Origin of the sequence: Leptolyngbya sp. GGD, assembly GCF_026735145.1 — a bacterium.
GTDB lineage: Bacteria > Cyanobacteriota > Cyanobacteriia > Leptolyngbyales > Leptolyngbyaceae > Leptolyngbya > Leptolyngbya boryana.
This window is the reverse complement of sequence record NZ_JAPQKE010000001.1, coordinates 1,680,518-1,704,081: the sequence shown is the minus strand read 5'-3', so window position 1 is coordinate 1,704,081 and position 23,564 is coordinate 1,680,518. Positions and strand designations below refer to the sequence as shown.

Below are 23,564 nucleotides of genomic sequence, written 5' to 3'. Positions count from 1 at the left end.
TCAAGAAATCCGATAAAAGGAGTAGATGAGTCATGCAAAAGAATCGCGATCGTACGTCTCCCCCATCTCCCCACTCTCCGCAAAATCAATAATCCCCCTTCTCAACACCCTGCCTTCCGACCATCCGGCATCGTTGCTTGGCAGAAGTTGGTAAACTCAAGCTGAATGCCGTTCAGTCGCACCTTGTCTAGATTTGCTTGGGAAAAATTGGTTCGAGTGAGATTTGCATAACTGAGATTTCCATCACTGAGATCGGCTTTGGTTAAGTTTGCCTCCGTCAGGTTCGCATGAGTGAGATTTGCACCCTTCAGATTGGCTTCGCTCAGATTGGCTCGATTCAAGACCGCATGACTTAGGTCTGCACCGCTGAAGTCAATGCCTTGCAAATTTAATCCGCTTAAATTGACTCCTCTGAGATTGACTCCACGTAATTTCAGTCCTTGCATTTGGATGCTTTGGAAGTTACTGTGTGCGAGATCGGCTCGACTCAGATCCGCTCCGCGTAGATTCGCTCCTGTTAGCTCTACGCCGATCAGTTTGGCATCGCGAAGATCAGCCATGAATAGGTTACTTCCTCGCAATTGACTTTGCTCAATGCGGCTATGGGTCAGCGTCGATCGCATTAAATTCGCTGCATTCAAATTACTTTCAGTCAACCGAATGCCGCTGAGGTAAGCATGACTTAAATCCGCTTGGCTGAGATTTGTTTTTTGAAAAATAGCGTTACGTAAATCCGTTGCTCGAAGATTCGATCGCTGTAAGTTTGCTGCAACAAAACTCGCATTCTTTAAATCACTGATGAAAAAGCTGGTTCGATTTAACTGTGCTGAATCTAAGATTGCATCCGTGATCAGTGCATCTTCCAGCGTCGCTCGTTCTAGATTGGCTCCAGTAAGATTTGCATTTCTCAAATCTGCTCCATTGAGATTTGCGCCTGCTAAATCTACTTTTTGTAAATCCGTAACTTCTCTAGGACGATTGATCAATTGATGTACTAACCGCCATTTCTCAGCTAAGACCGTACGATCGCTGAATCTAACTTGCTTAAGCTGCGCACCTTCGAGATGAGCTTTGTCTAAATCAGCATCTTCTAAGTTGGCACCTCGCAGGTCAGCATTCGTGAGATTTGCTTGATTGAGAAATGCACCCCGAAGATCGCCATCCCGTAAATTCGCACCTCGGAGATTTGCCCCTTGTAACTGTGCGCCTCGCAGATAAAAGCCTCGTAAATCCGCATTTTCTAGGTTGCATCCAGCACATTGCCGAGTTTCTTTTAACTGTTTGATATGTTCTGGTTTTGCTGCCATAGCGGATGTACAGAGCATTGCAAAACCAATCAGAGCTAGGAGCATTGTTTTCATCGTATATTTACTCAAAAATGCTTGAACTTGAGCGCCCAGAGCTACCATGTTACTGTGGATAAACTTGACCAGAACAAAGTTCTAAAAACTGATCATGCAGGATATTCTTCGCCTTCTTAGTGCTGGTTTGTGGATGGCTGCGATGCAGGTCGCCTTGTCTTTTCCGGCAATTGCACTTCAAGATAAACTGAAAGACTTTGATTACTGGTCAAATCTATGTGGGTTACTTGCCGATTCAGAAAAGTATGAGGAAGCTTTAGCTGCTTGTGAACAAGCGATCGTACTCCGTCCAAAAGATGCTGGAATTTGGGCAGAGCATAGCAATGTCTTGTTAAAGCTGAAAAAATATCCTGATGCGATCGCATCTGCCGATCGCGCTTTAAAGTTTGACCCAAAAATATCCCTCGCGATGACCTATCGATGTATGGCGTTTTCAGCGTTAAATCGCCAGGATGAAGGACTTGATAACTGTAACCAAGCACTCAAGATTGATGGAAACTGGGGACGAAAATCTCCTTATCTAGCTTGGCTAAATCGCGGCATGATTTTGAGTCAGCAAGGGCAATTTGAGCAAGCTCTGAATGCTTACGAGCGAACATTACTGCTAGAAGAAAAAGATTCAATTACTTTGGCATATCGCTGTGAAACATTAACGCAGTTGAAACGCTACGAAGATGCGGTTATCTCTTGTCAAACTGCTTTAGCTGGAAATGGACGTTGGGGAGATAAGAGTCCTGCATTTGCTTGGTATCATGCGGGAAATGCCTATCGGTTATCGAATCAGTTGACTTCTGCGATCGCGGCTTTTGATCAAGCGATTAAGTTTGATGCAAATGATGCCTTAACTTGGAATGCTCAAGCTCTGGTTTTAGAAGAGTTAGATCGAACTGCTGAAGCACTCACATCTTACAATCGAGCGATTCAACTGAAAGAGAAATTATCAGTGGCATTGGTCGGACGCTGTGCCATGTTGAATCGCTTGCGACAGTTTAAAGAAGCATTGACAGCCTGTGATCAAGCGATTCAGGGAGATGGACGGTGGGGACGATGGGGCGCAGCTCAAGCTTGGGATCAGCGTGGACAAGCTTTGTTGAATTTAGGACAAGCAGAAGAAGCATTAGCATCAGCAAATCGAGCCGTTGGGATTGCTCCAACCTATGCAGAAGCTTGGAGCAATCGTAGTGTTGCACTGTGGGTTCTACAGCGATATCCAGAAGCGATCGCGGCGACTCAAGAAGCGATTCGGCTCGATCCAACTTATGTCTCGGCTTGGTTTAATCGAGCAACGATTCTCAGAGCAACCAAAAATTATGCAGATGCCGTCATAGCATACGATCAAGTTTTGAAATTAAATCCGCGCCACGTTTCTGCTTGGGCAAATCGAAGTGCCGTACTCTGGCATTTGAGACAGTATGAACAAGCTTTAGATTCAGCCGATCGCGCGATCGCATTAGATTCGCAATTCATTCCATCTTGGTTTAATCGTGCGATCGCACTTACTGCGATGAACAAGTACAGAGATGCAATTGTAGCTTACGATCGAGTGTTGAAGCTCAATCCGAAAAGTGCAGAAGCAATGACGGGGAAAGGTGTTGCATTGTGGAATTTGAAACAATATCCAGAGGCACAGGCAACTTTGCAAGCTTCGTTGAAATTAAATCCGAATCAAGCGATCGCGCAATCGACTTTAAAATTGGTGATCGCAGAGGAGCAACGAGCTAAGCAACCGAAAGTTTGTGTTGATAAAAGTAAACCTTGCGAGCCGAAGCAAGCTCTTGATCCGTCATTGCCGAAGTTCTCTTCTCCGTAACTTCTTCGTGACAAGAAATCTTTCGTCTTCAAGATTTTTGGAATCTAACGGAATTTTCAATTCTCACTCAACTCGGCAGATCGATATTTCGATCGCGAAATTTAAGTATAAATAAGAACACTCATAATTTACGGCAGTAACCAGTAGGCTTAGGAAGCATTTCCTAGAAATTGCGAGTTCTTAAGAGCTTACATGACTTGGGGGCATTTACAATTTAGTAACAACCTAATCATCATGCTACCAACGTTTTATTCTCTCTGGCATAGGCTGAAGATATGTAATCTGAGCTTACTTATTATTATTGCTATTGCTATCAGTTTAGTATCATACCCCTCAGCAGCTTGGGCTTGGAAGCCAACAACTCACGTCTATCTGGGCAAACAAGCACTGGATGATGCATTAGATGACGGCAAAGTTACAATTCCTCGCGTGGACTATAATAACGGGCAAGTGACTGGAGAAGTCGGAACTTACCAAGTTGATCCCACAATTCTTGCTGCTCTCCGGAGCAATGCACCTCAATACCGAGCTGGAATTTTGGGTCCTGATGCCTATCCCGATATTTTGACCGGACAGCAAGTGATCCACCCATCGGCTTCAGAGACAAAAATTGCAGGAGGACCTAATGCATGGTTAGCCTACTTATGGGGTCAAGCCAACACTGCAAATACTTCAGCAATCCGAGCATTTACAGTCGGCTATCTCACTCATGCAGCAGGAGATATGTTCGGACATACCTTTGTGAATAATTTCTCAGGCGGCTCCTTTGCCATCACACCTCCTGAGGGACCTGCTAATGCAGTAAAGCATATTGTCGTAGAGGGCTACACTGACAAACGAGTCGATGCCCGCGCAATGGATCGGAATTTTTTCAATGTCAGCATTGATGGAGTCAGCGATTTCATTTATCAAAACATGATCGACGCTCGACCAGGGACAGTTCTCGATGGTCAGTTGCTACGAGCCGGAGGAACAGGTACAGATCTGTCTGTTCCTCGAATTTATTCAACGCTGCGGGCTAATCTTCAGCGCGATATCAGTGCTTACTATGCCAAGAAGGCAGACTACGATCGCCGCGCCGACGCCTGCAAACCTCTGGATTTTAGCTGTAGCCGAGTTGCGATCCTGGCTGAAAAAGGTACTTACGTTGCGACGAACGGAATTCAAGTCACGTACAAAGAAGCTTGGCGGGATGATATTGATAGTGGTCTGAAAGCTTGGCCTGGGGTCAGCCATGAAGTTGCAAAAGCATTATTTTTTAATCCTTCGCGATCGGCAGATACGCAGCGAGCTGAAGCAGTGTTACAGAAATATGTCACTGATCATTTGCTCTCCATGTCGGGAGCGCCTGATTTTGTGGGTTTGACAGCTAATGCCATCAGCAGTATCGTCGATGCGATTACACCAGACTTTCTCTTAGAACCGATCCGTAAACTGAAGGAAGATCTGCTGAATACAATGCTGAAATCTGCGATCGGGATGACCAAGCAAGAACTGAAGGAGTATCTCACAAGTCCAGACAAATACTTTGATCAGGTGTTAGGTCGTGGATCTGGAGAAAATACCAACTTGAAAAGCTTCAACGCCAATTACCTAAAAATTAAGGACACAGGTTACACCAACCCGAGCGAATCCTTCAATGCCAATGTCGTTCCTGCGGCTTACAATACGATCGTGATGAGCAAACTCATCCTACTGGGTCAAAGCGAAGTGAATCGCCTACTCAGCGATTTGAAGAGTTCCGCGCGCCTTCAGCAACCTAATGTCATGCTCGGCTTTATTAGTACTTTGGATGGGGACAATCAGTGGGCAAGCGGAATGGTCTTTGCCCAAGATTGCAATGCTTATCGTCAGATCTTTATGAAACAACCTGGTGAAAAAGGCGCTTGTGCTGGCAATGCATCTGTAAATCCTCCGACTACACCTCAAAAGGTAAGCTTACGAGGAATCGTGCATCTGCAAAATATCGGTGATGTCCCATTTCAGAATGATGCTTTTGCGGGAACAAGAGGTGAATCACGACGCTTAGAAGGCTTCTCTCTGCAAATTTCTGATTCAATCCCGGGTCTGGGCATTGAGTATATGGCGCACATCCAGGATGTAGGAGATACACCTTGGGTAGGAAGTGGTCAATTCGTTGGAACAAGAGGCAAGTCTCAAAGGTTAGAAGGCTTTGCTATTCGGTTAACGGGTTCTGCCGCTGCAAACTATAACGTCAATTACTTCTGCCACTTACAGGATATTGGCGATACCCCTGTGCGATCGAATGGTCAATTTTGTGGCACGCGAGGTGAATCGCGCAGACTTGAGGGTTTACAAGTTTGGATACAAAAGAAGTAAAACGTTCCTAATTCCGTTATCACTTGCGATTTTCATCTTGACCACGTGACGTTAGAGTTTGCGAGTCATATGTTTGTGGGTCAAAAAGAGCAAATTGATAACTTGCAAACAACTACACTCTTCTACTTTCAAAGCAACTCTCCTATCGCCAAATTGTTGCCCGACTGCAAATGGTTTTCCACCTGCAATCGGGCAACAATTTTAATCTTGTAATGGCACTAGACCTGTTTGAGCGAGTAATTTCTGTCCTTCCTGAGTCTTCAGAATTTCCGCGAATTTTGCACCTATCTTTGATCGATCGTTGTCTTTCGAGTAAATCACCACGATTGGATAAGTCAGCGGATACTGTTGCGATCGCATCACTTCGCGATTTGCCGAATAGCTTCCCTTTTGATTGCACAAATCCGTACTTGGACGAATTGGCTCTTGAGGAAGCTTGAGCAATTGGATCGCTTTGTGCTCTTTGGTTTGAATAGCTAAGGGATAAACCGCACATTGTCCAAATACTTTACTCAAAGGCGCAAATCCAATTCCTCCAGTTCTGCCTTCCTCAAAATCCCGGAGAATCGATCGCAACATTGGAAAATGCGACTGTTGAGTTACGCCTTGACCCGAAATTGCGTCTTGGCTCGGAAGTTTTTTACCTTGCAACACTCGATTCTCAAAAAGCTGAACGGCTTCTACATCGGTTGGAGCATAGAGTTTAATCGGTAAGGCAGATCCGCCAAGCTCCTGCCAGTTACTCACTCTCGCTTGATAAATCTGTTTTAACTGATCAAGATGAAGCTGCCCGTTTAATTGACTAGGTAGCCCTTGCTGACGTTCAACATAGCTAAAAGCAACGACGACCGCTAATCCGTCATAAGCGATCGCTTGATACTCTAAGTCTGCGGATTGGTTCGGAGGAAGAGGCGCGATCGCAAAATCTACTGTTCTTGCCTGAACTTTTTGAACTGCTTGATCGATCGAATCGGATAGCTCTAATGCTAATTGCAATTTAGGTTGAGCAGCTTTTAATTTTGCTTCTAGCGTTTGACCCTGCTCAATCAGATCAGGCTGTTGCAGGACATAGCTCCAAGTTCCATTTTTGACTGCGGTATATTTGAACTGTCCTTGTGGGATGCTAACCGCATTGATACAGCAAGGAGCAGGCGCTTCAGGAGACTGAGTTGCCGCTGATTCTGCTTTGGGCAAAAATCGCCAAGCCATCACACCTAGCGCCATCACGCCCACCAGTCCAAGCAGAGGAAGCACCCATTTTGGCATTCGATCTTTTGGCTCAGGAGCAAGTTGAGCCGAAGCTTTGGCAACCTGTTGTTCTGAAGCTAAATCCAGTAGAGCTTGACGCGCGATCGCAGCACTTTCAAACGGAGATTCAATTTCGAGCGATCGTAATAGCCAGTGCTTAAAAGCTGGTTCTACATTCATCCAATGCTCTGGAGAACCAGGATCAAATGGCTTTCCGGCGGCATCAAACTGTCCACCGAGAAGAAGATAAAATCCAATTTGTCCAACTGCAACTAAGTCACTCGCAACCGTTCGAGGCGGAAGCTTAATGAATGGCGGAACACTCAAATCTTCCCATAATGCTAGATCTGAAAGATAGAGAAACAGTGTGGGAGATGCGTGTGAAGTCGGCGGTATCAGCCCGAGTGAATCGTCTTGCTGAGCAACTCGAATAGTATCGAGCCGTAAATTACCATGAGCCATTCCAGCTTGAAGTTGTCCAGCCGGAAGACGAAATCGTTGTACATGAAGCAGTTCCAGCGTTTGTAGAATCTGATTCAGGATTTGCTGTACTAACTTTGCAGGCATGGCACCTGTTTCTGATAAATACGCTTTTAGCGTTGGGAAATGATAGCGATCGTCGAAAATTAAATAACAGCGTTCGGTCGTTGGGTCGGCAATTGTTTCAATCGGGCAGAGGAATCGAGCATCTTGGGAGCGTCCATCTGCTAGAGTTAATCCTGACAGCCGTTTGAAAGTATCTTTCTGACGGTAGCGATCTGTTGAATTGAAGTATTGATCGGGGAAAATATATTCTTTTAATGCGATCGCCTGCTTCGTCTCAGTTTGGGTAGCAGCATAGACTCTCGCCATGCCTTGTCGATCGATCCAATGTTCGATTTGATATTGACCCAATTGGCCTGCAATACGGGATTGTTGAGGCAGTTGAGTGGGGAATTTGCAGGTTTCGCAGTGCAAGGTTTTGGAGGTTTCTCGACAGCGGAGCGGATCACCTTGAGTGCAGCGATACTGTTGATAAATTGAATCAAAAATCGAATGACTGCTAGATTTATCCAGTTCAGGTTGAACGGATTCGGGCGGGAACCATTGAGATCGAATTGCATCGAGATCAGGGCGGAACAGAGCCACTGTGTAGAGCCGATCAAATCTAGCTTGGCGGAGTTCAGCGGGAGACTGCCGGAAGTAGGAATTGAAAATTCGTTGTTGGATAGAAGAAATGATCGGCAGCATTCGCCCGATACCTACTTAAGAAGAAACATACAATCTCGATCTGAAGGGTAGATGTATGTTGAAAGATCATCAACGATAGCATTACGTAGAAAAAGTTTGTTGCAGTTTTGGATTGCTGAAATAAGATTGTCAAAGCACTCGATCGAGAACAATCCGTGCAGTTTTAGCAAATGGAGTCAATCATGGCAAAGGAACAAGTAGTCAAGCTATTTCGGGCAGCGCAAATGAATCCAAGTTTGCGAGATGAGTTGAATACAGCACCGGATGTCGATACCTTTGTCAAACTTGCGGGTGAGCGAGGTTATGAATTTACGACTGAGGAATGGCAAGAAGTCGTGCGCTTTTCAGTAGAAGAATTGAAAAGCCACGTCTCAGAGATTCCAGGAATCTAGTCAAACTATTGCGTTGATGCTTCTGGTAGAATTTGTATCGCTCCAAATTCCGCCAGAAGCTAAGTTTTTACTGCCCAAATTCAGGCGGAGCTTCCAAAGGAGAGAGTATATCAGGTATAGAAGGAACGGGAAGCAAGCTATTTCCTCCGTTCTCATCCGACGTACCTGCTTCCGCTTGCTTTGCAGATAAGGCGGCTGTCGCTGCTGCTGCTGCCACTGCTGCTGGATCTTGTGCATTCGGATCGAACATTTCAACTTGGATCGCTCTGACAACCTGCTGCCCCGTCGGGCTAGTAACCTGCAATGTGAACATCAGATTTCCGGGTTTAGCTGCCAGTGGCAAAGTCACCGATCCTTCCGGTGGAATACTGCCAGGTGTAGGCAGGAGTTCAACTTTACTTCCTGCACTCGTATCAATTTTCCACGCCAGAGACACCATTAAATTCGGCTGACCTGGAACGATCGCAACAACATATTTCGGCTGTGCTTCCTGTCCATTGAGCTTCAAACTCAGAATTCGAGGGGGCTTCGGTAGAAGTTTAACCAATTCACTTTTACGGGGCTGAGAAACTTCTCCCGTCTTAGAAATCGTCGTTAGTTCAAAAATATAGTCTCCAGGTTTGCCTAGTCCCGTTTTAACTGCCTGGCAAACTAACTGAGCATCCAGCTTACAAAAAGGTTTCAGCGGTTCAGGCACACCTTGACTAAAATCAAAAGATTGAGCTGGACTCACCACGGCTCCATCTGCCGTACGTCCAATCCATTGCAGCGTTTGCAATTGAGCAGGATTCGCGATCGCCCAATTTAACCGTACTTCAGCAGGCTCTAACTTGGGTTGATTTTTAACTTTTGGATCGCTTGGATCAAATTTCGGAACCTCCTGATAGATCGGCTGTGTCGAAGCGAAACTTACAATCTGAGCCGTCGGCATCGGTTCAATCTTGACAGGAGGCGTTTTCTTACTCTCTCCAGTCGCATTGCGAAACGGTTTCGGCTCGATCGTCAATTCAAACACATACTCCCCGGCTTTGCGCGCATTTGTGCGAACATTCCGGCAGACTAACCAATCCACTTGCATCGTACAGACTGGTTTCAGCACATCGGGTAGCCCACGACTAAAATCATAAACCGTTGGCAGCGTTGCAGGCTTGCCATCGGTAGTTAAGCCGACGAGCTTGAGCGACTGAATTCGATGCGGTTCACGAATTCGCCAAGTGAGGTGCACGACATCGCTGCTTAGGGCTGCGTACTGTGTATCTTCCGGAGCAAAGTCTACGATTTTTGGAGATTCGGGAGTGCGGATGAGAAAAAACCAGAGAAGATATGCGATCGCTCCAACCCCTAAGACTCCTGCCAAAATCAGAGGTAAAATTTGCCAAAATGGGCGAGCTTCCCAAATCACCAGCCCAGGAGTCGTTTCGGGCATGATCGGATGTTTCTGCTCATCCTGAAAGTTGACGTTAAAATTGATGACCTGCCCGCCACCGACCAAAGGTCTGCGCCACCCTTGTTTAGGCTGGACTCGCAAATCTAACGTTGCCGTACTATGAGCCGCTAGCTCAACGGTTGGAGAGTCTAAAATATAGTTACAGACTGCTTGCGCGTCAACTTCCTGTGCATGAATCGTAAGTTGACGTTGAGTATTTCCTTGATTCGTTAAGCGAACCTGGAACAATCCATTTTGTTGCTTAATGCGATTGCTCAGTGTCCGCAGTTCAGCCTGAAGTGAGTAGACAGGGGTAATCTGCAAGTAGAGCAGATCAACGAATGAAAGATCGGAATAGTTATCAGATTTGATTTGCAGCGTTGGAATATAATTGCCTGCGGTTGCAGTCAGAGGCGGAGTCACAATCAGTAGAATTTGATCTTGCTCGCCTGGATTTAGATTGAGACAGTCTGATTCTAAAAGAAATCCAGAAAGTTGAACTGCCTGCGGATAAATGACTTTCCACCAGGCTTGCGGCAAGTCATTGCAGACAAATCGAAATCGATCGACGCGATCAGAGCGATTTTGCACCATGATTTGCACTTGCAGTGCCGCGCCAGGCTGTATGATCGCAGGCTGAGTTACACTCGTCGCAGGTTGAATTGCAAAGGTCGGATCACTCGCACTCGCGCTTGCTTGAACTGCTGCTAAGACTTCTAGCTTCTGCTGGCACTGAATCGCTGGAAACTCTGGGTAATGCTGAAGTGCATCAACCACGATCGTATAACTATACGTCGCTGGAAATGCTGCCGTCGGAATGTGAAATTCAAAAGACACATCTCCTGCCTGCTGTGCCCCGAGTGCTAGAGATTCTTGCGGACTGAGACACCACGCTGCAAGTTCTGGAGCCATCTCTTCTAGAGACACATCAATGATGGCGTGATGATCGCCTTGGTTGCGAATGCTGACATCTAGCGTAAAAGAAGCGCCTGGAATGACCGTATCGTGACCCGACGAATTGACGATCGCAACTAATGGCTTAGAGATCGGTAGATTTTGATCAGTATGAGCATCCTGATCGCGAATAGGCTGCAAATTAGAGCTATACAGAGATTGACCTGCAAAACGGGTTTCTTGCAAAAATCCCTGTGCAATCAGAGCCTCTAACTCTTGCTGAATTTCAGCCCGCTGCCCTCCCAAAGCTGTGGCAATTTCCGAGAGTGTCGAACCCGAATGACGCATCAGCCAATTCACTAGGCGACGTTGGTGAATTGGCAACTGCAAGAGTTCTTCTAAGCTAGGATGTTTCGCAGCACTAATCACGATCGCACTCCAAATTCTTAAATCGGTTCACTTGATCCATCTGCACCTGAGTATCTGCACCTCCACTCAGCACCAACACCTGATCTTTCACAATCGCCACATCCACACTCTCAATCCCGGCGGTCGATCGCAACGACTTTTGGATGACTTTGCCAGAGTCAGGATGTTCAGCCCGATGACCATTCGGCGAAAGTGCCCATAGCTTTGCTGTGCCATCTGCACCAGCACTCGCAAGATAGCAACCATTGGGACTCAAGGCGACACTGCGGACTGGTTGCCCACCATGCCCATCTGACCACTGTTCGAGGACTTGACAGGGCTGCTGCGAATCAAGGCATTCCTTCAGGTTCCAAAGCGTAATCGTTCCTTGATTATCGGCAGATGCCATGAGATTAGGTTTTGCTTTCGCGCTTGCTAGGCTTTGAATATATTGGTTTTGCCCCCCTGCAACCGGGTAGCGAATGGGCTTATGTTGTTTACGGCTCCAATTCCAAAGTTCTAAGCGATTGAATCGTCCCGCGATCGCTAATTGTTGCTCTCCGACTAACGCTAAAGCAGAAACCGCAAAATTGACCGTTAAGGTTTGTTCAGGCTTGGTATTCAGACTCGCACTACTCAGTTTCCATTGTGCAACGGCTCCACTGCCATGACCACTGAATAGGTATTGAGAATCGTTGCTAAATCTCAGATCAAAAACGCGATCGCCCGCTCCTAGCCTAAAGATACTATCGGGCGCAGAATTCTGTTTGAGCAGATTGATCAGTTGAATCTCCCCGTTTTCTAGACCTGCGGCAATGCGATTATTGTCGATCGGTTGATAGCGGATCACTCGAACTGCCTGGCTGGTTTTTGAAACAATGCCCATTTCTTGGGACACAAGCGGATTAAAGAATCCGGCAGTCAACCAGCGTCTAAGTGATTGATCAATCGAGCCTGAAATCGCCTGTTCTGCGGTGCCATTAAACTGAACTGAGGCAACGGCTCCTGAATGCCCACAGCGCGGATTGTGGGGATTGTAACAAGAAGAAATCCAGAGCGGAACAGGGATTGTAAAAAATGCGATCGCAGAAAGCCACCACACCGAAATCATCGGAGCAACTTTCAACTCCAAAGCTTGCAATTCGTTTTGAGTTCTAATCCGAGCGTCTGAGCACACTGCTCGAACAGATAGCATTCCAGATTGAGTTCGTCCGATCCACGATCGACGTTTTTTAACTATCAGTTGAAACTGCTGAGTTTCATAGGGATGAAGTTCAGCTAGCTTTGGAAGAACTTCAATCTCATCAGAAGTAACAAAGCCAGAATCTACTTCAATATGAGCATCTTGAGACACATTCGTTGCATTTTCTAGCTCTAGTCGATAAGTCGCAGTTCCAGTCCGTTGGAAAAATTCGAGGAAGTGTAAGGGAATCTTTTGCTGACGAACTGTACAGCGAAAATCAGCCGCACCTGTCGGTAAAATCTCAAGCGTGCCTGAATCGCTGCTACTCACACCATTTTCGATCTCCGCTTCGACCTGGAACGGATACACCTGACTTTGAGCAGTTTCGACCGGAGGCTGACAGAGAAAGATAGATTCTAATGTCCGTCCAGGCTGGACTTGAATGGTTTGCTCCACGCCATGAGCAAACCATTCTGGAGCTAATCCGTGCAAGCGCAGCGTCGCACGGACAGGCACCTGCCCAGGATTATCCGTGCGGACTAAAAGCTCAATTAAATCACCCGAATAAGTTTGAATCTTGTTTAAAAGCAGATCAACCACCAAGGGGACAGCTTCAGAACCTTGTTCTAGAGTCAAGCGTATTGATTGTTTCGTCTCGGTTGCCAGATCGAGCGAGAAAACCCGAACTGTAAGATTCACTTGTCCAACAAATCCTGGAATCGGATTTTTGAGAATTTTGACTTGGAAAACTGTGCGATCGCCGGGTGGTGTTTTACTACAAACCTCTGGCGACAACCGATACCAGTGATGATCGACTTCATCCACCCCTGCTGCTAGTATTTCCAGTTGAAAAGTCGCAAACTGGGAACTATGATTCAGCACACTGACTTCAAAAGCAACTGGATCACCACCCGGCTTAAAGGCAATTTCTTTCGTGGAAACCTGAGTTTTAATCAGTTCTTTTAACATGAGTTAGGGCGGATAGGTTAGGACTGAGAATGGGTTGAATTGACCTTGAGCGCAGACCGAATCACTTTTGCTTTTGCCAGCAATGCCTGAACTTGTGATTGAGTTCCGACGGTTTCATCTGGCGATCGAGCATTGAGAACTTCCTGATGGAGCATTTCGAGCTGCTGTTTTAGAGAAGTTTCTCGCGCCCAGATCGACGTGGCTAAATGTCGAAATGAGCGGGCTAATTGCCCCATTTCATCCCTACGCTGAATAAAACGATTGAGTTTCTGTAAATCTTCGTCTTTGATATCAGCATTTTCCTGATTGAGCGCATTCGCAATTTTGGCGATCGGATGCAACGGCTGAATCACTGATCGTGTCAGCAGCAGATTCAACACCAAAATGATCAGCGCAAAGATCCCGACAAAAGCGCCAAACGCGATCAAAAATTGGTGCTGATAACTTTGCACAATGCGATCGCTCGGCATGTAGAGGGTCTGCGCTGCGACGACATCGTTCAATTTCCAGTTAAATCCACGCTCATTCCCATAAGTTTTGAGATGACTTTTCGGAGCAGCATCAGGGGTACTATGACACCGCAAGCAACTTGGATCAGTCATTCTCAGAGGTCGTGAGACATAAAATAGCTGCTTGCCTGCGATGGTTTGAAACCCAAACAGTTTTGGAATATCTTGCTGCTGGCGAAACCGCTCAACTAATGAGGTTTCAAATTCATTCGCGAGATCGCGAAGATTCGTCGGATTCAAAGCTGCTTCTTTGTAGAAAAAGTCCTCGTAACCCATCTTCTGTCGCAATCTCTCAAACACTTCGCGGGCTGAATAAGCCGGAACCGATTCTGCGACAAATTCCTCTTTTGTTTCAATTTTCTCAGCCAGAAGGGGCTGGATTTTCTGCGAGGTGTAATCCCGCACCGAGCTAATAGTCTCCATTAAGGTCATGGCTCGATCGACAACTTGCTGAGAGGCACGGTCTTGAACTTGCCCTGAGATCAATAAGGCACTTAAGCCAGTACTCGCCAGAAACAGAACACTCAGCAACAGCGTAAATTTAAATTGAAGTCGGAATTTATTAAGCATAAGTTTGCACGAATTGAGAAGATTGCTCTGGAGCGGCGGTACTTGCCTGTAATGTAGTTCGCTGCTTCCTTTGCCAAGCAAAATGCAACACGTTAATTCCTAATTCTTGCGAAGTTCGCACGGCTTCCCTGGAAAATGGCACTTCGCCATCCCAAGCCACACTTAAGTCACCTAGTAGATGAATCAATCCTTGTGAATTTAACAGCGTAATCGGCTGTTGTCTTAGCGTCGGAAACTGAGAAAATAAGAAAGGTTCTGTCTTCAACGGATGACGGGATGAAAGCAATTCTGCCTGACTGATTGCAATCCCCAACTGATGGCAGTGAAAGCTTAGTTCTGCGTGCTGTTGCTGTAAATATTCCTGAAGTTGCTCTGTAACAGCAGACAGTTCGCATTGTACTGCTAGATACGTTTCCTCAGATTCAGAAGTTTCCAGCAAAGCATCCGTGAGTTGTTGCCGAACCGTCTGTAATTCGGCGATCGCTGATCCTTTCAACGATTCCGCTACTATGATTGTTGTGCCTTGCGCGATCGCGCTTAGCAATCCACGCATCGAAGCCTCATCTAACGCAAGAAATTGAGCTTTTGTCAGATACAACAGATGGTATTTTGTCACAGAGGAATTGAGGGGAAATGCCAGATGTTCAACCCGTCCAGCCATTTTGGGATAAAGTGCGATCGCGCTTTGCAGTAAGGCTCGAAACTGCGCGGTTGCGGAAGCAGAAAAGCATCCCACCTCGACCCATTCTGTTTGCCGGACGTGCGCCGCAGGACGGAAGCGCAAGTCAAGTTCATTCAACCCGGGAAACATCACATTTTCTGCTGGTTTGAGTTGATGACGGCCCGGAGCTAAGCAAATTCGACAGAGTTCAATCTCATCGACTTGCGGCAGAGTCACTGTTTCATCAATCCGAAATGTTTCTTGAATCGTTTCTTGTTCCGGTAGCGCTTGTAATTTATCAGGATCGACATAGCGTAACATCAGAAAGACTTCAACCGGTTGCTTAGCAGAAGCCTCTGAAGCAATACGAAACTCAATCGGCGCAGGTACAACAATCGGATTGCCAAAATTATCGATCGCTAGCCCCGGCTGAATCTGTACCCAACGACCATCGCGGTATTGTGACGAGATCGTCTCCGGCGCACGAATCACAGAAACTCCGAGTCCCCAGACGATCCCAGGACTATGCACAGATTGATGGAGGAGATTTTGCCGCTGACGATGATAGGAATGCGCCTGCTGCCAGCGTTTTGCCGTGATTAACAATCCGTCTGAAATTTGCAGCCGCTCAAAGGGTTGTAGCGATCGCTGAAGAAAAGGCATCGTCATGGGTCTGGCTCCGGGGTTCAATCCAAAAATCGTAGGTGCAAAACGCAGGTTTTTCTTGCTCAATCACCCGTCTTACTAGCGCTTCATCGATCGGAAAATCTGGGTCTGGACGCAATTTGACACAGAAATGAAACGGACGACCTCCTCCAAGAATGGCATCTTCGGTTAAATGCGTTGTACCCAACACAAATCCCCGCTGATAAAGCTCAAAGATACTAATGTGCTTTGCCTCTTCAGCGAGATGCTCATCGAGTGGTAAGCCTGTAGCGAGGTGTAAATAAAACCTTAATCCTCGTCTTGTGCCTCGCCATCGGTAGATCTGCATTGCATTCCGAATCAATCGCCGCTGCTGATCTAAGCTCATCTGAGATTCTGCTGACCAAGCGACCCAGTGCGAGAGAAAAGGCAGCAGAGCTTTTGGAGCCGTCAGCGGATCGAGGTAAGCCCAGAGCGCATCTAGGCTCTGTACCGCAGGTTCAAAGGTTTCTTCAAAGATTTTGAGAAAGCGCCCCACAAAATCGATTTCTCGATAAATCGCAGGCAAAAAATCAAGGTACAAACTGCGAGGACGCAGAAAAAGCTGAAAGTCTGCGGTTTCAATCTCTGAAGCATGAACGCAGATTCTACCTTGGTAATTGATGTTGAGATGAGGTCGATCGCGCAATGCTTCAGCAGCTTCAAAAAAGTCCGCAGGCACTCGAAAATAAAGCACGGCATCCATCGTTTGATGCGGCAAGATCTCTGAGCCTTCCATTCCTACCCAGCACCAGTCTTGCGGAAAATTCCCTTCCACCTGTAGAGAGACTTGCATCGGCTCTGAGCCAGTATTTCTGACTTGTACAACTAGCTCACTCGGCTCACCTGGGCGAAGGAGCAACTGAGGAATTGAGCCTTGCGATCGCGCCGAATCTGGCGTTTGCATGGGAGTGAGATTGACACTGAGAGTTGAACTAGAACGCATCTAACATCCTCCCTCAATTCATAAAGCTAATCGCGTGACTCGATCGCAGCCGAGGATCTGCCCAAGAGCAAATCAATCCTGTCTTGCCTGGATCAATCATGCCGTCTTGCGCTAGGGTGCGTATCCAGCCTGAACCTTGCCGCCGCAGTTCAAACAACAAGACTGCTCCCAAATACCGCACCCCCACAATCGATTGGAACAAACTCACAATGTCCGAAACATAAACCGGACAGCCAAACTCCCACCCGCATCGATCCACGCCACCGATGAGCGGGTTCAAAAATCGATATAGTTCAACTTGTAATCGTCGAAGAATCGTTTGCTGTGCTTGGGTATTTTGATATTCAGGCAGTAATCCAACTTCGACTTGCACAGACACGCCTACATATTCTGGCTCTTGCAGTCTCACTTGCACACCAAGCAATCGTCGCTCATCCAAATAGCTGAGGATTTGCGTTTTCAAAGGTAGAGTCAGACTGAATTGGCTCGGTGCGATGCCGATCGCTGCGTCAATTCCATCTAGGTTTGCTTTAGGAACAATCAGCAAATCGACGACTCCAGGCGTTGTGTCTTGAGTCGAGCGAATTGGACATAAAGCGCGCGCGACTGATCCTTGTCCTGCCTGCACGGCTAGCGTTTCAAAATCTTCTGGAGTCACGGCGCGATCGCGCGTTCTCAAGATCTGCGGCACTCGGATCACTGCATCTTCTAGCGATTCTGCATCGGCTCCATGATGCGCAGAGCGATGATTGATCACGCGATCGATATAAGGCACAGCAGATTTCGCAATTTGAATTGTTCCGGCTTGTACATTGCCTTTGCGTCCGCCTCCAGTTCGGTAGGCTGCCATCCGAATTGTTGCCCCGCGTGCGGGAACCGCTCCATATTGCCGCTCCATTTGCTGACGAGTTTCTGAGTAACTTGGGGGTGCTGAGTTGCCAAGTGTAAGCTGATTGCGGCTGCGGACATTCGTTTGGGTTTTGAGTTGTCCAGGTTCTCGAATCAAAGGACCGAACTGAATCTGTCCGGTCAAAGACTCGATCGTATAGTGCAAATCCTCTGAACCAGAATCTGCAAAATCATTCACTTCTCGCCAAATTTGAGGCAATCCTCCTGGCGGAGTTACGATTAAGTGCTCGCCTTCTCGACGCGGCAAAATCGAGCCACTTTGAAGCTGAAAAGTCTGCCCAGGCGTGCCGTTGCTTTCTCCGAGTAATTCATCTCGAATCAGCGTACATTGATGAACCTCGATCGTCCCCCCAATCGTTCGAGCCGACATTCCTAGCAGTTCTGGGGCGCGTGCATATCCAGACTGTCCCATTTGCGGTTGAGTATATACACACCGCAACCAGCGCCCCTGATATGCGCCAAAATACGACACTGGAAAAACCAGCGGTAAATGCAGCGTGACATCGGCTTCTCGAATGGCATTCCGAACCGCTTGCCCTGCTTCTCGAAAGCTAAATCCATACGTTGCGTCATCGTCTTCTTGCAGCAAAATGGGCTGCCAAGATGAACCATTCCAAGCTTCCCAATGGCGCGGAGGTTGGTTGGGATTAATCCCAACTGAGCTAGCGACTTCACCTTTGAGCGTCAACGCTAGCACATTGCCTTCAATCTCAGAGCGAGGATCAAACACAATGTAAAAGCAATTTCCAGGCTGAGGACGCTCGTTGAAAATAAACTGTGCTTGTCCTTCCCACTGCCCATCTTCTTCCGTCCAAAAGTTCGTTAAGCGATCGCGTAACATGACGGGCGCAGCATCGGCGGTCTCAGAAGTCAGAAAATGCGTAATCCGAGGCGTACCAATCGTTAAGGGTCGATCGGTGCTAAATACGATCGCGTCTTGGGATTCAGTCCGAACCGTTGCAACTTCTGTACCCGGTGAAATTTGATACGTGCTTGGCAAAGCAGCCGTCAGGTAAAAAGTAACTTCAGTCTGAGCAGGAGTAGGAGGTAAAAGACGAATGCCTAGTAACTCTAAGAATGCAACATAATTGCGGCGTGGAACCTGATTGAACCGAACCAGCATTTGGTCAGTTAACCAGGAAAAAAGCTCAACCATCGTAATGCCAGGATCGCCCGGATTAAAGTTTGTCCATTCGGGACAGTACCGAGGAATCCTGAGAATACATTCATTCACCAGATCTTCAAAGGTGCGATCGTCCAGATCTGATTTGGGTAACTTAGGCAGAAACTCAAATTCCATATCCATAAAATTGCGATCGCAAATCAGAGTAAATAGCGATGAGCTAAGTCAATTTAACACTGAAACAAATAAGTGAATCACCGGATTTAGCGATGCCGTAATTTTACGGATTAGCTTGCAGGCAATAGGTAAAATGGATAAACCAGACTGCGGCGATCGTGCATTTCTTTCGGGTGATATTCCACGAGAATGTCTATTCTTCCCCGGATCGGATCTGGCTCAGTGCGAATGCTATCGACAACAATCCGCGGTTCCCATTTTTCCAATGCTTCTTGCACATAGACTCGGGTGAGCAACAGTGTTTGAGTGTTCAGCGGTGCAAATGTTAACTCCGACAATCGCGACCCAAAATCAGGACGATACACTCTCTCTCCCAGTTCTGTGCCTAAGATAATTCGGATCGATTCTTCAATATTTTGATAAGTTGCGCTGAGATGTAACCCACCTTGAACGCTCACCTGTAGCGGAAACGCCCAGCCTTGACCCAAATGATTTGGAGGAATCATAACCTGATGAATATTTTTGAGATGATTATTTCACTGCGATCGTGAAACTACTTCCGTAGCCCTACGGTTTCATCCGTTTTGGAATTTAGAGATAAGAGCAGGTGTGTGCGTTTGCAAATCTCTCTACGATGACTTCTCTAACTTCCTGGGCTGAACTCAATCAACAGTATTTGCAAACCGCGATCGCGCATGTTCGGCAGCAGCTTAAACAAGATCCGACATTGTTTGAACCTGTCGCATTCTCTCCAGAAGCCCCACCTGCGCTTGTGACACTCTGCCGAATGTTCAGACTGTCTGAATATGAGCGCGATCTCTTAGTCCTCTGTGCAGGCATGGAGTTCGATGGCGAATGGGCAACGCTCTGTGCCACTGTTCAAAACGATGCACAAAAGCCTTATCCAACATTGAGCTTAGCACTAGCTACTCTGTCAGATCCGCATTGGAGTGCTTTAGCACCAGATTCACCTTTGCGGTACTGGCATTTAATTGAGATTGGAGCAGGTAATGCGCTCACTCAAAGCCCCATCCGAATTGATGAGCGCATTCTCCATTATTTAATCGGGCTACCTCAGCAAGATGAAAGATTAGCAGGATGTATTACACCAGTCGCTTCTGATGCGATCGCGCTGGTAGAATCACACCAACGGATTGTCAAACAGAGCTATCAATCCTGGATACAATTTGCGCAGAAACAATCCTTAAAGCAACTTCCGGTCATTCAACTCTGTGGACAAGATCGCATCAGCTTACAAGCGATTGCACTTGCGATTGCGGCGCGATCGCAGCTTAATCTTTTTGAGATCGCGATTGATACCCTTCCGACCGACATCGCGCAATTTCATCTCTTGATGCGTCTATGTGAACGAGAATACCTGCTCAGTCAAGCTGCATTTTGGATCGACTGCACCTTAGAATCCGATCTCAATTCTACTCAAGCAAGTCTGCTCTCTCGTTTGATTGATCAACTCGCTGCCCCCGTCATCGTGGCGACTTCTGATCGTCGTCGTCAACGTCAGCGTCGTTACCTTAGCTTTGATGTGGATCTACCCTCTCCTGCTGAACAGCGATCGCTGTGGCATCAGCATTTACCAAATCTCACAAATCAACTAGCTCCTTTGGTTTCGCAGTTTAATCTCTCTCCTGATGCGATCGAGACAGCTTGTCTGCAAGTTCAATCTCTGCCCATCACCTCGAGTGATGAGTTAGCAAGCAACCTTTGGCAAACTTGCCGAGAACAAGCCCGCCCGCGTTTAGATGAACTAGCTCAGCGCATTTCAAGTTCGATGGGTTGGGAAGATCTAGTACTTCCCGACAAAGAACAGCAAACCTTGCACGAGTTAATTGCTCATGTGAAACAGCGATCGCGTGTTTATGAAACTTGGGGATTCGGCAGTAAAAGTGCGCGCGGCTTAGGAATTACTGCCTTGTTTTCTGGAGCCAGTGGAACAGGTAAAACAACAGCCGCAGAAGTCATTGCTCACGAATTGCAGCTTGATCTCTATCGAATTGACCTCAGTACGATTGTGAGTAAATACATTGGCGAAACTGAGAAAAACTTGCGCCGTATTTTTGATGCGGCTGAAGCAGGGGGCGTAGTTTTGCTGTTTGATGAGGCAGATTCATTATTTGGCAAGCGGAGTGAAGTCAAAGATAGCCGCGATCGCTATGCGAACTTAGAAGTTAGCTACCTTTTGCAACGCATGGAATCATATCGCGGACTAGCAATTTTGACGACGAACTTGAAAGCCTCGATCGATCCTGCTTTCTTACGGCGCATTCGATTTGTAGTTCCGTTTTCTTTTCCAGATCAGCAACAGCGAACAGAAATTTGGCGCAGAGTTTTTCCTAAAGATACACCGACTGAAAATCTAGATTTCGACAAGCTCGCCCGCTTAGGAGTCGCAGGTGGAAACATTCGCAATATTGCCGTTAATGCAGCCTTTATTGCAGCAGATGCAGATGAGGCAGTACAAATGAAGCACATTCTGGCAGCGGCTCGCAACGAATATGTCAAACTAGAGCGACCTTTAACCGATGCAGAAACACGGGGATGGGTGTGAAGGCTGAAAAGATTTCCCAACCAGCCCTGAGCAAATGCCTTTCTTTGCCCAGGAAACTACTCTAGCAAGTTTCAACTTCGACGAGCCAGCTTGGGAAATCTCCTCACAACTGCCGCTGTGAGCAAGATTTGCGATCTTGATCCGATCGCGGTTCCTGCCAAGAATAAGCAAAGTGGCTAATCGAAGTAATTCGCGGCGAAAGCGACTTCAATGCCTGCATTTGTACTTCTAACGGCGGACGATTACTCACAGACATCTGCCAAATTCCAGCCAGTACAGGTTTCACCTCTGTCCCCGCAGGTGATAGCGACAATACGCGCTGCACTTGTTTCACAACACAATCCGCCTTGCCACAAGTCGCATACGACATTGGATGCCAAGCAATATTTTTGGGAAACCGATCCCAAGGCTGTAACCGCGAATCATATCCCAACCCAACCATCTGATTGCCTTCTGGAAAAAACACAGCCCCCGCAGGCAGTCCTACTTGCTGAACCGGATAAGTTGCAACATTGAGAAAATCGACCACTCCCTGCATCGCATGAGCCACACTCAACCGCCACAGATCCATCTGCAAAATTCTTGCCCGCTGCGCGACAGACCCACGAGTATCGATCGCTGCCGAGGTGCGCCCCTGCCACATCGGAACTTTCTCTCTCGGAAATAGCTTATCGACTGCTGCCACATCACTCGCATTGATCGCACCACGATCGAGATATCGTTTAATCAGTTCTCGTCCCTTATTATTCAAGCCGCGATCGACTAACGCTTTCCGGGACGCATCTCCAAACACCCAAAGATCTCGAACCTTCGTGGCAATCGATGCTGTCCCTTGACTACGCGGATAGCGAATGTAATCGAACAACACCCCATCCGGTTTACGTTTTAGGACTGCTTGCATCATCCGGTAATAGTCTTGTTTGGCAGGCAAGCTATACGGATCGATAAACGCTTCATTCGGATTCAAACTTCCCAGTTCTGTGCTTAACCCTGCCAATGTATTTGCCGTCAAACTGGTCTGCCCGCGCCCATTTCGTAACAGTGAAACTTGCTTTTCTGGCTGATTTGCATAGCTATTCCCGAAGTTCATGCTAAACATCCAGGCATAAACTTTTAAGCCGCGCGCGCGACCCTTCTGAATAATCTGTGCCAGTAGATCTACATTACTTGGAGACTGAAGCATCGACTGCCAAGCCGTCGGATTGTCCGACGCTGGTAGTAAAACCATGCCATTAAAAAATGTCTCGACATACACTTCGTTGTAGCCTCGATCGACAATGCGATCGAGGACTTCATCAATCCCTCCAGGTCTTGCATCACAGGCATACAAGCGCAACCAAATACCCTGAGTTTTCAGCCAGTTTTGATTCCGACATTGCCGTAACTGATTAGCCTGTTGCGTGAGAATTTGCTGATATTTCTGCTGAGCTTCTGCTCCGCCCTTGAGTGCTGCCCGACGCGCCGCATCTTTTTGTGCGATCGTCGCTGAAGTTTGCTGACAGTATGGGAGAAAATCTGCTTTTGCAACCGTACGCCAAACCCCTTGGGCAAGCAGACTGGTTGTGACGATCGCAAACACGAATCCCAGTTGAAACCGACGAAAAGAACTCACGCGCATAGATGAATTTAGAGGAACTCGACAAGTTCAGCACAATCTCAGAGTGTATCTGCTCTCATTCAAAATGCAGCACCAAAATTGCCCTGTCTTTTAGGATCGTGAATTGGAGTTCAACGTTCCCAACGAAATTGTCGATCGGATTCTTGAATGGGTAAATCATTAATACTGGCTTCTCGTCGTCGCATCAGCCCATTTTCCGCAAACTCCCACTGCTCATTGCCATAAGAGCGATACCATTGCCCAGAATCGTCATGCCATTCGTAGGCAAATTTGACAGAGATACGATTTTCGGTGAAGCTCCACAGTTCTTTTTTCAGCCGATAGTCCAATTCTTTATTCCATTTGCGTCTGAGAAACGCTCGAATTTCTTCTCGTCCGCTCAAAAATTCTGCTCGATTCCGCCATTGCGAATCTTCGGTATAAGCCAGTGCAACGCGATCGGGGTCGCGGGTATTCCAAGCATCCTCCGCCGCTTGAATTTTTGCTTTTGCAGTTTCTAAGGTGAAAGGAGGTAAAGGCGGTTTCATTTCCATGTCTCGC

Annotated in this window: 15 protein-coding genes; 4 read left to right on the top strand and 11 right to left on the bottom strand. The window is 47.1% G+C overall.

Translation table 11 applies throughout. From position 1 onward, the window contains the following. Positions 1 to 101 precede the first annotated feature (101 nt). A complete protein-coding gene (locus tag OU814_RS08010) occupies positions 102 to 1,409 on the bottom strand; it encodes a pentapeptide repeat-containing protein (RefSeq protein ID WP_268181762.1) in 1,308 nt (435 codons plus the stop codon). A gap of 46 nt (positions 1,410 to 1,455) precedes the next feature. Here OU814_RS08010 and OU814_RS08005 point away from each other — a divergent pair, with 46 nt between their 5' ends. Next, complete coding sequence (locus OU814_RS08005) at positions 1,456 to 3,171, top strand: tetratricopeptide repeat protein (protein ID WP_268181760.1); 1,716 nt, start codon at positions 1,456 to 1,458, stop codon at positions 3,169 to 3,171. A gap of 234 nt (positions 3,172 to 3,405) precedes the next feature. Further along, on the top strand, positions 3,406 to 5,511 hold the full coding sequence (locus OU814_RS08000; protein ID WP_268181758.1) for a hypothetical protein: 2,106 nt from the start codon (positions 3,406 to 3,408) through the stop codon (positions 5,509 to 5,511). A gap of 201 nt (positions 5,512 to 5,712) precedes the next feature. On the opposite strand, the gene OU814_RS07995 is transcribed toward OU814_RS08000, so the two are convergent. Continuing rightward, entirely contained in the window at positions 5,713 to 7,989 is a 2,277-nt protein-coding gene (locus OU814_RS07995; protein WP_268181756.1) for a substrate-binding domain-containing protein, read from the bottom strand. 182 nt (positions 7,990 to 8,171) lie between these two features. Here OU814_RS07995 and OU814_RS07990 point away from each other — a divergent pair, with 182 nt between their 5' ends. Further along, the gene (locus OU814_RS07990; protein ID WP_017289452.1) at positions 8,172 to 8,381 is read left to right on the top strand and encodes a Nif11-like leader peptide family natural product precursor; all 210 of its coding nucleotides are present in this window, start codon (positions 8,172 to 8,174) and stop codon (positions 8,379 to 8,381) included. Between the two features lie 67 nt (positions 8,382 to 8,448). Here OU814_RS07990 and OU814_RS07985 read toward each other — a convergent pair whose 3' ends face one another. The 7 genes from OU814_RS07985 to OU814_RS07955 form a co-directional block, all read right to left on the bottom strand. Further along, on the bottom strand, positions 8,449 to 11,130 hold the full coding sequence (locus OU814_RS07985) for a COG1470 family protein (RefSeq protein WP_268181753.1): 2,682 nt from the start codon (positions 11,128 to 11,130) through the stop codon (positions 8,449 to 8,451). Continuing rightward, positions 11,123 to 13,261: a hypothetical protein gene (locus tag OU814_RS07980; protein ID WP_268181751.1), complete on the bottom strand. Its 2,139-nt coding sequence runs from the start codon at positions 13,259 to 13,261 to the stop codon at positions 11,123 to 11,125. Before OU814_RS07980 ends, OU814_RS07985 begins: the two co-directional genes overlap by 8 nt. 17 nt (positions 13,262 to 13,278) lie before the next feature. Continuing rightward, a complete protein-coding gene (locus OU814_RS07975) occupies positions 13,279 to 14,340 on the bottom strand; it encodes a c-type heme family protein (protein ID WP_268181749.1) in 1,062 nt (353 codons plus the stop codon). Further along, positions 14,333 to 15,670 (bottom strand): hypothetical protein, encoded by a 1,338-nt coding sequence (locus tag OU814_RS07970; protein WP_268181747.1) that lies wholly within the window; start codon positions 15,668 to 15,670, stop codon positions 14,333 to 14,335. Before OU814_RS07970 ends, OU814_RS07975 begins: the two co-directional genes overlap by 8 nt. Beyond that, complete coding sequence (locus tag OU814_RS07965; RefSeq protein WP_268181745.1) at positions 15,630 to 16,631, bottom strand: phage tail protein; 1,002 nt, start codon at positions 16,629 to 16,631, stop codon at positions 15,630 to 15,632. Before OU814_RS07965 ends, OU814_RS07970 begins: the two co-directional genes overlap by 41 nt. A 13-nt stretch (positions 16,632 to 16,644) precedes the next feature. Continuing rightward, the gene (locus OU814_RS07960; RefSeq protein ID WP_268181743.1) at positions 16,645 to 18,846 is read right to left on the bottom strand and encodes a putative baseplate assembly protein; all 2,202 of its coding nucleotides are present in this window, start codon (positions 18,844 to 18,846) and stop codon (positions 16,645 to 16,647) included. A 104-nt stretch (positions 18,847 to 18,950) separates the two neighbouring features. Beyond that, complete coding sequence (locus OU814_RS07955; protein ID WP_268181741.1) at positions 18,951 to 19,346, bottom strand: GPW/gp25 family protein; 396 nt, start codon at positions 19,344 to 19,346, stop codon at positions 18,951 to 18,953. Positions 19,347 to 19,474: 128 nt separating this feature from the next. Between OU814_RS07955 and OU814_RS07950 the strand changes: the two genes are divergently transcribed. Beyond that, on the top strand, positions 19,475 to 21,406 hold the full coding sequence (locus OU814_RS07950; RefSeq protein WP_268181739.1) for an ATP-binding protein: 1,932 nt from the start codon (positions 19,475 to 19,477) through the stop codon (positions 21,404 to 21,406). Between the two features lie 103 nt (positions 21,407 to 21,509). On the opposite strand, the gene OU814_RS07945 is transcribed toward OU814_RS07950, so the two are convergent. Further along, positions 21,510 to 23,024: a hypothetical protein gene (locus tag OU814_RS07945; RefSeq protein WP_268181737.1), complete on the bottom strand. Its 1,515-nt coding sequence runs from the start codon at positions 23,022 to 23,024 to the stop codon at positions 21,510 to 21,512. A gap of 110 nt (positions 23,025 to 23,134) precedes the next feature. Then, positions 23,135 to 23,557: a nuclear transport factor 2 family protein gene (locus tag OU814_RS07940; protein ID WP_026148792.1), complete on the bottom strand. Its 423-nt coding sequence runs from the start codon at positions 23,555 to 23,557 to the stop codon at positions 23,135 to 23,137. Positions 23,558 to 23,564 lie beyond the last annotated feature (7 nt).